12 protein-coding genes are annotated in these 11,991 nt (G+C 73.0%); 1 reads left to right on the top strand and 11 read right to left on the bottom strand.

The features are described 5' to 3' along the window. Nucleotides 1-39: 39 nt before the first annotated feature. From ACH4RG_RS02405 to ACH4RG_RS02360, 10 genes are all read right to left on the bottom strand, one after another. Nucleotides 40-453: a DUF3151 domain-containing protein gene (locus ACH4RG_RS02405; protein ID WP_007452918.1), complete on the bottom strand. Its 414-nt coding sequence runs from the start codon at nt 451-453 to the stop codon at nt 40-42. Nucleotides 454-539: 86 nt separating this feature from the next. Further along, complete coding sequence (locus ACH4RG_RS02400) at nt 540-2,039, bottom strand: DHA2 family efflux MFS transporter permease subunit (protein ID WP_398538987.1); 1,500 nt, start codon at nt 2,037-2,039, stop codon at nt 540-542. A gap of 142 nt (nt 2,040-2,181) precedes the next feature. Further along, nucleotides 2,182-3,345: a MalY/PatB family protein gene (locus ACH4RG_RS02395; RefSeq protein ID WP_397918423.1), complete on the bottom strand. Its 1,164-nt coding sequence runs from the start codon at nt 3,343-3,345 to the stop codon at nt 2,182-2,184. A 92-nt stretch (nt 3,346-3,437) separates the two neighbouring features. Continuing rightward, nucleotides 3,438-4,469, bottom strand: coding sequence for a class II fructose-bisphosphate aldolase (gene fbaA / locus ACH4RG_RS02390; RefSeq protein WP_397918424.1), 1,032 nt, complete (start codon nt 4,467-4,469; stop codon nt 3,438-3,440). Nucleotides 4,470-4,634: 165 nt separating this feature from the next. After that, nucleotides 4,635-5,174 (bottom strand): orotate phosphoribosyltransferase, encoded by a 540-nt coding sequence (gene pyrE, locus ACH4RG_RS02385; protein ID WP_003967561.1) that lies wholly within the window; start codon nt 5,172-5,174, stop codon nt 4,635-4,637. Between the two features lie 48 nt (nt 5,175-5,222). Further along, nucleotides 5,223-6,029 carry an aldose 1-epimerase gene (locus ACH4RG_RS02380; RefSeq protein WP_397927462.1) on the bottom strand — a complete coding sequence of 269 codons (807 nt, stop codon included), beginning with the start codon at nt 6,027-6,029 and terminating at the stop codon, nt 5,223-5,225. 103 nt (nt 6,030-6,132) lie between these two features. Further along, nucleotides 6,133-7,098: an SRPBCC domain-containing protein gene (locus ACH4RG_RS02375; RefSeq protein WP_398538986.1), complete on the bottom strand. Its 966-nt coding sequence runs from the start codon at nt 7,096-7,098 to the stop codon at nt 6,133-6,135. Nucleotides 7,099-7,131: 33 nt separating this feature from the next. Continuing rightward, complete coding sequence (locus ACH4RG_RS02370; protein WP_398538985.1) at nt 7,132-8,763, bottom strand: polyamine aminopropyltransferase; 1,632 nt, start codon at nt 8,761-8,763, stop codon at nt 7,132-7,134. Nucleotides 8,764-8,867: 104 nt separating this feature from the next. Then, on the bottom strand, nt 8,868-9,389 hold the full coding sequence (locus ACH4RG_RS02365; protein ID WP_397918429.1) for a DUF2617 family protein: 522 nt from the start codon (nt 9,387-9,389) through the stop codon (nt 8,868-8,870). A 318-nt stretch (nt 9,390-9,707) separates the two neighbouring features. After that, nucleotides 9,708-9,974, bottom strand: coding sequence for a hypothetical protein (locus ACH4RG_RS02360; protein ID WP_397918430.1), 267 nt, complete (start codon nt 9,972-9,974; stop codon nt 9,708-9,710). A gap of 137 nt (nt 9,975-10,111) precedes the next feature. Here ACH4RG_RS02360 and ACH4RG_RS02355 point away from each other — a divergent pair, with 137 nt between their 5' ends. After that, nucleotides 10,112-11,308 (top strand): pyridoxal phosphate-dependent aminotransferase, encoded by a 1,197-nt coding sequence (locus ACH4RG_RS02355; protein ID WP_398538984.1) that lies wholly within the window; start codon nt 10,112-10,114, stop codon nt 11,306-11,308. A gap of 66 nt (nt 11,309-11,374) precedes the next feature. Here the strand turns inward: ACH4RG_RS02355 and ACH4RG_RS02350 are convergent, their stop codons facing one another. After that, nucleotides 11,375-11,920 carry a YbjN domain-containing protein gene (locus tag ACH4RG_RS02350; protein ID WP_352239794.1) on the bottom strand — a complete coding sequence of 182 codons (546 nt, stop codon included), beginning with the start codon at nt 11,918-11,920 and terminating at the stop codon, nt 11,375-11,377. Nucleotides 11,921-11,991: the final 71 nt, after the last annotated feature.

Raw genomic sequence — 11,991 nt, 5'->3', positions numbered from 1 at the left:
CGAGGTGCTTGGGCAGGGAGCGGCTCGGGGGAAGACTGCTCAGCTCAGGATGTCGGCGGCGGTCGGCGATGAGTCCCGCAGGAACGTCGAGCAGCGCTCGTGCTCCTCGGTCTCCCCGATCGACCCGGCGGCCCGCGCCAGGGCGTGCAGGGCGCGCAGGAAGCCGCGGTTCGGCTCGTGCTCGAACGGGACGGGGCCGTGGCCCTTCCAGCCGGCCCGGCGCAGGGAGTCGAGGCCGCGGTGGTAGCCGGTACGGGCGTACGCGTACGACTCGACGACCCGGCCGCCCTCGAAGGCCTCGTCGGCGAGCTGCGCCCAGGCGAGCGAGGAGGTGGGGTACTTCGCGGCGACCTCGGCGGGCGGGGTGCCGGCGGCGAGCAGCTCGCGCGGCTCCGGGTCGTCGGGGAGGTGGGTCGGGGCGGGGCCCCCGAGCAGGTTCTCGTGGATGGACATGGCTCAAGTGTGCCTGCCGCGACGGTCCGGCGGCACCGCGCCCCGACCGGCCGCCCGTGCCCGGGGGCCTGCCCCGCGGGCGTACGTCATCCCTCGCGGCGCTCCGGCTCCAGCGGCGGGGCGACGACCCCGCAGTGCACCGCGCATTCGGGCCGCTCCCCGCGGACGGCGGCGGCCGGGGTGCGCACCGTCCACCAGGCGACGACCGCGCCCGCCACCAGCAGCCCGGCGCACATCGGCATGGCCCGCCGGAAGGTCGCGGCGAACTCGCCCGCGTCCCGGTACGCCTCGGGCCCCATGCCGGCGAGCAGCGGCAGGGCCGCCACCGCGATGAGCCCAGCGGCCCGCGCGGCGGCGTTGTTGATGCCGCTGGCCAGCCCCGCCCGCCCGGCGTCCACGGCGGCCAGGACGGTCGCGGTGAGCGGCGCGACGACCACGACGAGCCCGGCGCCGAGCACCAGGACGGCGGGCAGCACCTCACTGACGTACGAGCCGACGGACGGGGTGCCGGGCCCCACCCGCAGCATCAGGAGCATCCCGGCGGCGGCCAGCAGCGGCCCCACTGTGAGGGGGATGCGGGGTCCGATCCGCCGTCCCAGCTCCCCCGACCAGGCGGAGAACAGCAGCATGAGGATCGTGGTCGGCAGCAGCGCTGTACCGGCCCCCAGCGCCGAATATCCGGCCACCACCTGGAGCTGGATCGCGGAGAGGAAGAAGAAGCCGCCGAGGGCCGCGTAGACGCAGAAGGTCACCAGGTTGACCGAGGTGAACAGCCGGGAGCGGAAGATCGACGGCGGCAGCATGGGATCCGCCCGCCGCCGCTCGACCAGGACGAACGCCGCTCCGAGGGCCAGCCCGCCGAGGGCCGACCCGATCACCGACGGCGACGCGCCCCGCCCCGGGGCCTCGATCAGGGCGTACGTCACCCCGGCGAGCGCCAGCGCCCCGAGGACGGCCCCCAGCACGTCGAACCGGCCGTGCGCCGCCGGATCCCGCGACTCCGGTACGTGCCGGAGCGCGACGGGCACGCAGAGCGCGGCGAGCGGCAGATTGAGCAGGAACACCCACCGCCACCCGGGCCCGTCGACGAGCCACCCGCCCACGAACGGCCCGACAGCCGCCCCGACCCCGCCGAACCCGGACCAGAGCCCCACGGCCCGGGCCCGGTCGTCCGGATGGAAACTCGCCTGGATGATCGCGAGGGACCCCGGCGTGAGCAACGCCCCGCCAACCCCTTGCAGGGCCCGCGCGGCGACGAGCACCCCCGCGTTCGGCGCGATCCCGCAGAGCAGGGAGGCCGCAGCGAACCACACCACCCCCACCACGAACACCCGCCGCCGCCCGTACCGGTCCCCGAGCGCCCCGCCGAGGAGGATCAGCCCGGCGAGCGTGAGCATGTACGCGTTGACGGTCCACTGAAGCGCGGCCATGTCGGTGCCGAGGTCCTCGCCGATACGGGGCAGGGCCACGTTGATGACTGTGGAGTCCAGCATCGCCATGCTGGAGCCGAGCACGGTGGTCAGGACGACCCACCGCCCGACGGACGAGGCGACCCGAATCTCTCCGGGCGCGGGGGCATCAGCCATGGAAGCAGCTTGCCCCGACTCGCCCCTACGGGCACGTCCAGCCCCTCCGGGTGCGCTCAGCCCCTCCGGCGATTGAGGAGCGGGGGCGCGGGGGCGGAGCCCTCGCAACCGGGGCCCGGGGGCAGCGCCCCCGAAACCACCCCTACCGCACGGCCCCCACCGCCCGCACCAATGCCGAAACTCCCCGCACCACCTTCTCCCGAGGACACCCCACGTTCAGCCGGACGAACCCGGGCGCCCCGTAAACGGCACCCCCCATGATCGCCACCCCCTCCCGCTCCACCAGCACCCGCTGCAACGCCTCGTCGTCCACTCCCAGCGGCCGCAGGTCGATCCAGGCCAGGTACCCCGCCTGCGGCGGCTCCCACCCCAGCTCGGGGAAGGCCTCTCCCAGCCGCTCCGCGACGTACCCGAGGTTTCCCGCCACATACGCCCGTACCGCGTCCAGCCACGCCGCCCCCTTCCGGTACGCCGCGATGTGCGCGGTCAACGACAGAACGGCCGGCGACGCCAGCCCCTCCCCCGTCTCCATCCGGCGCACGTACTCCGCCCGGTCCGCCGGATCGCCGATCAGCCCGTACGAACCGGTCAGCGCCGGAAAGTTGAACGCCTTCGACCCGGAGGAGACGATCGCCCAGCGCCCGGCGCCCGCCACCCGCGTCCACGGCACATGGACGCGCCCCACGTCCCCCTCGTGCACGAAGTCCGCGTGGATCTCGTCGCTGATCACCGCGACCCCGTACCGCTCGGCCAGCGCGGCCGTCCGGGCCAGCTCGTCGGCCGTCCACACCCGCCCCGTCGGGTTGTGCGGCGAGCACAGGACCAGCACCTTCGCGTCCGCCCGCGCCAGCTCGCGCTCCAGCGCCTCCTCGTCCCCCACCGGCACCCCCCGCAGCTCGCGCCCGAGCCCGGTGATCGCCTTGCGGAAGCCGTCGTACGTGGGGGTGTGGACGACGACGCCGTCCCCTTCTCCCGTCCACATGCGGAGCAGCTGGGAGAGCTGGTTGAGCACGGACGGGCCGTAGACCAGCTGTCCGGTGTCGATCGTGGTGTCGTACCGGGTCGCGTACCAGTGGGCTATCGCCGAGCGGAAGTCGTCCTGCTGCCAGGTGGTGTAGCCGAACACCCCGTGTTCCAGGCGGTCCCGGAGCGCGGCCAGGACCTCGGGTGCCGTGGCGAAGTCCATGTCGGAGATGGTGAACGGCAGCAGCCCGTCGACCCCGAACCGGTCAGCGACCCCGTCCCACTGGACGCACCAGGTGCCCCGGCGGTCGACGACGGTGTCGAAATCGTAAGTCGCACCCACAGCGGGGCCTCTTCTCTCTCCTGGTACGGCAACGGGCCCGGTCCCCTGAAGGAGGACCGGGCCCGACACCGTACGTCCGTGCGGACGGGTGATTACTTCAGCTTCGTACCCGTGGAGCGCAGGTGGCCGCACGCCTCGGTGACGCGCTTGGCCATGCCCGCCTCGGCGGCCTTGCCCCAGGTACGGGGGTCGTAGGTCTTCTTGTTGCCGACCTCGCCGTCGACCTTCAGGACACCGTCGTAGTTGCGGAACACGTGGTCCACGACCGGTCGGGTGAAGGCGTACTGGGTGTCGGTGTCGAGGTTCATCTTCACGACGCCGTTCTCCAGCGCGGTGGCGATCTCCTCGGCGGTGGAGCCCGAGCCGCCGTGGAAGACGAAGTCGAACGGCTGGCTGCCGGCCGGCTTGCCGTACTTCTCGGAGACGCCCGCCTGAAGGTCCTTCAGCAGCTCGGGACGGAGCACGACGTTGCCCGGCTTGTAGACGCCGTGGACGTTGCCGAAGGAGGCGGCCAGCAGGTAGCGGCCCTTCTCGCCCAGCCCGAGCGCCTCGGCGGTGCGCAGCGCGTCGTCGACGGTCGTGTACAGCTCGTCGTTGATCTCGTGCGTGACGCCGTCCTCCTCACCGCCGGTCGGGGTGATCTCGACCTCAAGGATGATCTTGGCGGCGGCGGCCTTGGCCAGCAGCTCCTGGCCGATGGCCAGGTTGTCGGCGAGGGTCTCGGCCGAACCGTCCCACATGTGGGACTGGAACAGCGGGTTCAGACCCTTGGCGACGCGCTCCGCGGAGACGTCGAGCAGCGGACGTACGTAACCGTCCAGCTTGTCCTTGGGGCAGTGGTCGGTGTGCAGCGCGATGGTGACGTCGTACTTCGCGGCGACGATGTGCGCGAACTCCGCCAGCGCGACCGCGCCCGTGACCATGTCCTTGTTGTACTGGCCGCCCAGGAACTCCGCACCGCCGGTGGAGATCTGGACGATGCCGTCGCTCTCGGCCTCCGCGAAACCGCGCAGGGCGGCGTGCAGGGTCTGGGTCGAGGTGACGTTGATGGCCGGGTAGGCGAACTTGCCCGCCTTTGCCCGGTCGAGCATCTCGGCGTACGCCTCGGGGGTTGCGATGGGCATCTGACCGCTCCTTGGGATGTGCGGGTGTGCAGGCTGTGAGTCCCTGACCTGGGGGCGACGTCATCGTCGCCCCCATCTTCCCAGACTCCTCATCCGGCTCCACTCGGCGGACCCTGTTTCACGTGAAACCGTCCGCCACGGGCTCAGAGGCTGCCGGGTGGCCGCTCAGCCCAGGTCGAGGTCGGCCACCGAGTAGACGTGGACGTACGGCAGGCCGGCCTCGGCGATGGCCGGGGCGGCACCGCGCTCGACGATCACGGCGACGGCGACGACCTCGCCGCCCGCCTCGCGCACCGCCTCGACGGCGGTCAGCGGTGAGCCGCCCGTCGTCGAGGTGTCCTCGACGACCAGGCAGCGGCGGCCCTTCACGTCGGTGCCCTCGATGCGGCGCTGCATCCCGTGCGCCTTCTGCGCCTTGCGGACGACGAAGGCGTCCAGGCTCTCGCCGCGGGCGGCGGAGGCGTGCAGCATCGAGGTGGCGACCGGGTCGGCGCCCAGGGTCAGCCCGCCGACGCAGTCGTAGTCCAGCTCGGCGGTGGCGTCGAGCATGACCTGGCCGACCAGCGGCGCGGCCCTGCCGTCCAGCGTGATCCGGCGCAGGTCGATGTACCAGTCGGCTTCCAGCCCCGAGGAGAGGGTCACCTTGCCGTGCACCACGGCCTTGTCCTTGATCTGCTGGAGCAGGTCAGCGCGTACGTCAGTCATGACCACGAGGGTAAGCGGTACCGCACCGGCCCACCGCCGGGCACCGGCTCAGAGCCGCCTCCAGCTCCAGGTCGTCGTCATCTCCAGCGGGTCGATCGGGGTCACCAGCCGGGGCGCGGTGTTCAGCCCGTTCGGCGGCCCGGACTGCGGCTCGACGCAGACGGCCTCGTCCTGCTCGTCATAGACGACCACCCACTCGCTGCGGCTCTTCACCGTCAGCTCCAGCCGCTCCGGCCAGGTGAGCTTCACGTCCACGCCGTCGGGCATGCCGAAGCAGTCGTCCCACGGCCCGGGCAGGGGGTCGATGCGACGGCCGGTGGGCAGATGGTCCGCGCCGCGTTCCTCCTGCCAGGCGGCGTCGAAGGAGAGCTCGGCGGCCACGCCGTCGAGGGTGCGGCGGAACCAGGGGTGCCAGCCGGCCTGGGCCGGGAAGGAGTCGCCGTACGTCTCGGTGGCGAGGCCCAGCGTCAGCGCCTCCTCGGTCAGCTCGAAGGTCTGCGTCACCCGGCCCCGGTACGGCCAGGGCTCGGCGAGGTCGTAGTAGAACGCGGCCCGCCCCTCCTCCAGGTCGGCGGCCGTGAACGCCGGCTCCCAGGAGGTGTCGCGGCCGGTGCCGTGGATGGCGTGCGGCGGGGAGTTCAGCGGCAGCCGGTGGAGCTCGTCACCGTTGCGGAACTCCCCGTTCCCGGTCCGCCCGCACCAGGGCACCATCGGGAAGCAGCCGTACCGCTCGCCCTGGCGGAGCAGTTCGGCGCCCCCGATCCGCAGGCTGCTGATCCGGCAGCCGTGCCGGGGGTCGACGGTCAACTCGGCTTCGCCGACGGTCAGCCTGACGTTCTCTTCGCTCCTGCTCACCCGACGACCCTACTGGCCCGTCCCCGCCTCGGGCACACCTTGCCACCGGTGACTCTCGCCTCCGTCGCACACCGCCTCCGGTGACCACCGCCTCCAGCTCCCGCTACCTCCGGCGTCGCAGCGCCCGGCTCAGCACCACGGCGGAGGCGAGCGCGAGGGCGGCGGCGGGGGCTACCCACCGCAGGGTGGTGCTCGCACCGCCCGCCTCCGGGGAGGGCACGGGGGCGTAACGGCCCCGCGGGGGCGCGTGGTCGACCTCCTCGGCGCTGCGCCCGATCATGGTGCGCCGGGCGTGTGCGGCCTCGGCGGGCGGTTCGTCCGGCACGGTGAACTCCACGCCGGCGACGGGGTCGAGCGAGGGCGGCGGCACGGGCGAGTCGAACACGGACCCGGACTCCTCCGCCCCGGGCTCACCGACCTCGACCTCCGCCCCTGCCCCTGCCCCTGCCCCTGCCCCTGCCCGAGGAGAACCGGCTTCGCTCCCGACGCCTTCGTTCCCGACGCCCTCGGCCGCGTCCTCATCGCCCGAGAGCCCCTCCGCGGCCACCGCGCCGTCCCCGGCGCCGCCGTCGCCGTCCAGGCCCGCACCTCCGGCCTCAGCCACGTCCGCGTCCCGCGCCGCCAGCGACTCCGTCACCAGCTGCTGGGTGAAACGGTCCAGGAGCCGGTGGGCGGCCGCGAGCGCGGCACCCTCCGCCAGCTCCACCAGCCGGCCGTCCCCGCTCGCGGTGCCGCTGTAGGCGAGCGCCGTCCCGCCGTCCGCCTCCGTGAGGCCGATGGTCAGGGCCAGCTCGACCGCGCCGGTACCCCGGGCCTCGACACCCCGCCCGGTCACCGAGAAACGCTGCCCGCCCGAACCGCCGGGCTCCTCCGGGCCGGTGAGCCGCAGCTCACCCCGGTAGGTGATGGTGTGGCCACCGGCCCGCAGCTTCAGCCGGCCCGCCAGGGGCGACGCCGACGCGTCGGCGTCCTGCTGGAGGCCGGGGACGCAGCGGGCGACCCGGGCGGGATCGCTCAGCGTGCGCAGCAGGGTCGGGACGGGGACCGGAACGAACACCTCATGCTCCATGGAAACCGAGCCTAATCGGCCCCGGCCCGGACGTCAGCGCTTCCGCCCGCCGGAAGCCGGGCGCGCTCGCACGTCTTCCCAGTACCGCGGATGGACCAGCGTCGACGGAAGCAGCCCGGGAAGCCGGGTGTCGTCCGCCGCCCGCGCCCCCTCGCGCAGCTCCCGGACGCCCAGCGACCGCGGTACGGGCCCCCCGACGGGCATGGCCAGCCGCGGAGCCACGCCCGGTCCGGCGAGGAGGAACCCCCAGGCCTCCCGCTTCCGGGCCTCGCCGCCGCCCCGGTCCGGGCTCGCGGCGAGGCCCGTGTACCGGCCGGTGACGCGGTACGGGCGGGTCGCGAGGCCGCCCGCGCGCATCGAGGCCTCCACCGTCCAGAAGGTCCCCGGCCGGGCGCCCAGCGGCCCGGCGTGCACCACGAACCGCCCGTCCGGGGCCAGGGCCTCCGCGACCAGCCCGTAGAACTCGGCGGAGTACAGCTTCGTACTGGCGGTGATGCCCGGGTCCGGAAGGTCGGAGACCACCACGTCGTAGCGTCCCCGGTCGGCCCGGAGCCAGGTGAACGCGTCCGCCCCGACCACCGAGACGCGGGGATCGCGGAAGGCGTGGTCGTTCAGCTCGGAGAGTGCGGGGTCCGTACGGGCCAGTCGGGTGACGGCCGGGTCCAGCTCGACGACGGTGACCGAGCGGACATCCTCGTAACGCAGCGTCTCGCGGGCGGCCAGACCGTCGCCGCCGCCCAGGATGAGCACGCGGGCACGGGGCCCGTTCATCGCGGGGTGCACCAGCGCCTCGTGGTAGCGGTACTCGTCGCGGGCGCTGACCCGCAGCCGGCCGTCCAGGTAGAGGCCGAGGGAGTCGCGGTCGGTTCCGGTCAGGACGACCTCCTGCACCCCGGTCCGCACGGCGACGCGCACCTCATCCCCGTACACCGCGCGCCGCGCCGCCCGCTCGAAGTCGTCGACCAGGACCGTGGCCGTGGCCAGCACCGCGATCACCGCGCCGTTGACCAGGACGAGGAGCCACCGGGAACGGGAGGTGAGATCGCGCCGGAACACCCACAGGACCAGCGCGCCGCCCGCCGCCGCGTTGACCGCGCCGGTGAACAGCGCACCGGTCAACTGCCCCAGCACCGGCAGCAGCAGGAAGGGGAACGCGAGCCCGCCGACCAGCGCGCCCACGTAGTCGGCGGCGAAGAGATCGGCGACAGCACCGCCCGCGTCCTGCCGGTCGACGCGCTGGATCAACGTCATCAGCAGCGGGATCTCCGCGCCGATCAGCACCCCGATCGCCAGCGAGAACCCGACCAGCGCGTACTGCGAGTCGCCGAGCCAGGCGAACGAGGCGTAGAGCACCAGCGCGGAGGAGCCGCCGATCAGCGCGAGGGCCGCCTCGACCATCCCGAAACCGACGGCGGCGCGGCAGCGCAAACGTTTCGCGAGAAGGGAGCCGATGCCCATCGCGAACACCATCACGGAGAGCACGACGGAGGCCTGGGTGACCGAATCGCCGATCAAGTAGGAGGCGAGGGCGACCAGTTCGAGCTCGTAGACGAGACCGCAGGCGGCGCAGACGAAGACCGCGGCCAGCACGAGGAACCGGCCGGTCCTCGGCCGCACGGGAAGCCGCGCCGCGCCCCCTCGCGGCGATATCCGCTGGTGGATCATGCTGCGAACGCTACGTCACCGCACCGGCGCAGCCTGTCACCCACACGGGTGTAAGTGCCGCTGCCGGTCCGGCCGCGGGCGCCGGAGCCCCGCGCCCCCGCCGGTCAGCCCGCGGGCGCGGGAATCCTCACCCCCACCCTGGTCCGGGTGACCACCAACTGCCCTTCCTGTGGGTACGCGTGCCAGGTGCGCCACCGCACCTGGCCCTCGGTGCGCTGGGCGAGCATCGCGGTGAAGGCGTGCGGACTGCCGGGGAAGGTGCCCGCCAGGCCGTGCGGGTGGTCGCTCACCAGGGCGAGCAACTCCTGCGCCCGTCCGGCGAACTGACCCTGCGTCAGGGTCTCGACACGCGCCGCGAAGGCGTACTCCCAGTCCCCGAGCCGCTTCGCGACGCCGAGGGGCAGGGGGGTGCTGCTGCCGGGCATACAGGCCACGGTCTCGGAGCAGACGCCGCGGTCCTCCTGGAGGAGGACCTGGTGGGAGGCGCCGAGCAGCCTCAACTGGAGTTCGGCGCCGCCGAGCTGGAGATCGAGGACCGCCAGGGCTGGCAGCGGCTCCCGCCCCAGCATCCAGGCCAGGTCGGCGGCGCGGGTATCGGAATAGGCCGTCTGGAGGGTGGTGAGCATGGGTGGGCTCCGCAAACACACATGGACACATGGACAGCAGGACGCCCCGGGTTGCAGCACGTGGGAGGTGGGGGGCGCCCGATCTGGTCCGACTGGGGTCCGAGGGCTGATTGTTCTCTTCAACGAGGGAATCACGAAGTACGCCCACTCACAGCGCTTTCGCCCAACTTGCCGTGGTTTCCATCCCCCCGGGGGCCCACCGGTTCACTTGTTCAACCCCAAACGTCCGCGTCGCTCAACAAAAGAGCGTCCGGAGGGAGTTCACCCTCCGGACGCCCGACGTCATGTCACCTTCGGTGACCGTCCACCGGCGGCCGGTCAGCTGCCGCCCCCACCGCAGCCGCCACCGCCGCCCCCGCACGACGAACCGCCGCCGCAGGAGTGCCCGCCGGAGCCGTCGCCGCCGGAGTCGCCCCCCGACCACCAGCCGCCGGAGCCGCCTCCGCCGTCGGCGGAGGCTCCGCTCGCGGAGCGCCGGCGCCCGGCGCGTGGCTTCGACGGCCCGCGCCCGCCGGTGACCCGCAGACCGGCCAGCAGTGCTCCGATGACGACCACGGAAACCAGCACAGCGATGAAGACGCTCATGCGCCCCACCCGCCTTTCCTTCCCCCGAAGCGAGGTCCCCCACCGCTTCCCCGTTGTTGTGACAGGGGGATTCCCCGGCCCCCCACGCGCCAAAGCGGACTTGAGCAACTCCAGAGCTTCGGCCCAGGATGGCGCCCATGACACAGGGACGAGCGACCCAGGGAACCCTGGCGGAGGGGCGGCCACTGCTCAACCGCCGCCTCGCCGCGTTCGGCACGACGATCTTCGCGGAGATGTCCGCGCTGGCCGTACGGACCGGCTCCATCAACCTCGGCCAGGGCTTCCCCGACACCGACGGACCCGAGGAGATCCGGGAGGCGGCGGTCCGGGCGCTGCGCGCCGGGCACGGCAACCAGTACCCGCCGGGCCCCGGCGTCCCGGAGCTGCGCACCGCCGTCGCCGCCCACCAGGAACGCTTCTACGGCCTGACCTGGTCCCCGGAGACGGAGGTCCTGGTGACGACCGGCGCCACCGAGGCGATCGCGGCCTCGCTGCTCGCCCTCCTCGAACCGGGCGACGAGGTCATCGCGTTCGAGCCGTACTACGACTCGTACGCCGCCTGCGTCGCCATGGCGGGCGCGAAGCGCGTACCGCTCACCCTGCGCGCCCCGGAGTTCCGCCCGGACCTCGACGAACTGCGGACCCTGATCACCCCGCGCACCCGTCTCCTGCTCCTGAACACCCCGCACAACCCGACCGGCGCGGTGCTCACCCCCGACGAGCTGGCAGGGATCGCGGCCCTCGCGGTGGAGCACGATCTGCTGGTGGTCACCGACGAGGTGTACGAGCACCTGGTCTTCGCGGGGGCGCACCACCCGATCGCCGCGCTCCCCGGGATGCGCGGGCGCACGGTGTCGATCTCCTCCTCGGGCAAGACGTTCTCGTACACCGGCTGGAAGATCGGCTGGGTCACCGGGGACGCGCCGCTGGTGGCCGCCGTCCGCGCGGCGAAGCAGTATCTGACCTTCGTCAGCGGCGGCCCGTTCCAGTACGCGATCGCCGAGGCGCTCGCCCTGCCCGACGCCTTCTTCACCGACTTCCGGGAGGGCATGCGCCGCAAGCGGGATCTGCTGGCGAAGGGGCTGCGCGCCGCGGGCTTCCGGGTGTACGAACCGGAGGGGACGTACTTCATCACCACCGACATCTCCCCGTTCGGCGACGAGGACGCGGGCGCCTTCTGCCGCGCGCTCCCGGAGCGCTGCGGGGTGGCGGCCGTGCCGGTCTCGGTCTTCTACGACGATCCGGAGGCGGGCCGCAGCCAGGTCCGCTTCACCTTCTGCAAGAAGGACGAGGTCCTGGAGGAGGCGGTGGAGCGCCTGGCCCGGCTGGGCTGAGCACGGAGACGGCCCGGGCGGCGGTCATGGTGACCGCCCGCCCGGGCCGCTGCCGCGGGCCGTGGTTCAGGCGCCCGCGGGCTCCTCGCCCTCCGGCTTGCCCTCGGCGGGCTGGATGCCGAGACGCTCGACGAGCCACTTGTCGAACTCGATCGAGGCGCGGACCCAGCTCACCGTCGAGGAGACGAAGTGCTCCAGGCTGACGCCGGTGCCGATGAGCATCTGCGCCTCACCGATCAGCCGGACGGAACCCGCCTCGCCCTCCTCGCCCTCGTGGGCGTGGGTGTAGACCTTGGGCCACAGGGTGCGGCGGTTCCAGTCGTCGATGGCGTCCAGCAGGACGGGACGCTGGTCGAGGTCGTGGGGGCGGTCGTAGAACGTGCGGACCGAGAAGACCTGCTGCTCGTCCTCGCCCCGGAACATGAAGTACGTCCGGAACTCTTCCCACGGCGCCGCGAGGTCGCCCTCGTCGTCGACGACGTACTTCAGCTCCATCTGGTCGAGGAGCTGCTTGACGAGGTCCTGGTCAGGGACGACGGGGCCCTCCGGTCCTGCCGCCTGCGGTTCGGGCTGGCCCCCGAAATTAGGAATCGAGGACGGATCGATGCTCACCGTTATTTCCCTTCGTGACGAGTACGGCCATCCTCTCCCATGGCGGGCGGGGCATGGCAAGCCCGGGCGGC

Source organism: Streptomyces sp. NPDC021019, assembly GCF_044333295.1.
Lineage (GTDB): Bacteria > Actinomycetota > Actinomycetes > Streptomycetales > Streptomycetaceae > Streptomyces.
This window is presented reverse-complemented; position numbering and strand designations above follow the sequence as displayed.

Excerpts from the sequence above, each read along its gene's own strand:
- ACH4RG_RS02405 (WP_007452918.1), bottom strand. The coding sequence starts at position 453 with ATGTCCATCCACGAGAACCTGCTCGGGGGCCCCGCCCCGACCCACCTC.
- ACH4RG_RS02400 (WP_398538987.1), bottom strand. The coding sequence starts at position 2,039 with ATGGCTGATGCCCCCGCGCCCGGAGAGATTCGGGTCGCCTCGTCCGTC.
- fbaA (WP_397918424.1), bottom strand. The coding sequence starts at position 4,469 with ATGCCCATCGCAACCCCCGAGGCGTACGCCGAGATGCTCGACCGGGCA.
- pyrE (WP_003967561.1), bottom strand. The coding sequence starts at position 5,174 with ATGACTGACGTACGCGCTGACCTGCTCCAGCAGATCAAGGACAAGGCC.
- ACH4RG_RS02375 (WP_398538986.1), bottom strand. The coding sequence starts at position 7,098 with ATGGAGCATGAGGTGTTCGTTCCGGTCCCCGTCCCGACCCTGCTGCGC.
- ACH4RG_RS02370 (WP_398538985.1), bottom strand. The coding sequence starts at position 8,763 with ATGATCCACCAGCGGATATCGCCGCGAGGGGGCGCGGCGCGGCTTCCC.
- ACH4RG_RS02365 (WP_397918429.1), bottom strand. The coding sequence starts at position 9,389 with ATGCTCACCACCCTCCAGACGGCCTATTCCGATACCCGCGCCGCCGAC.
- ACH4RG_RS02360 (WP_397918430.1), bottom strand. The coding sequence starts at position 9,974 with ATGAGCGTCTTCATCGCTGTGCTGGTTTCCGTGGTCGTCATCGGAGCA.
- ACH4RG_RS02355 (WP_398538984.1), top strand. The coding sequence starts at position 10,112 with ATGACACAGGGACGAGCGACCCAGGGAACCCTGGCGGAGGGGCGGCCA.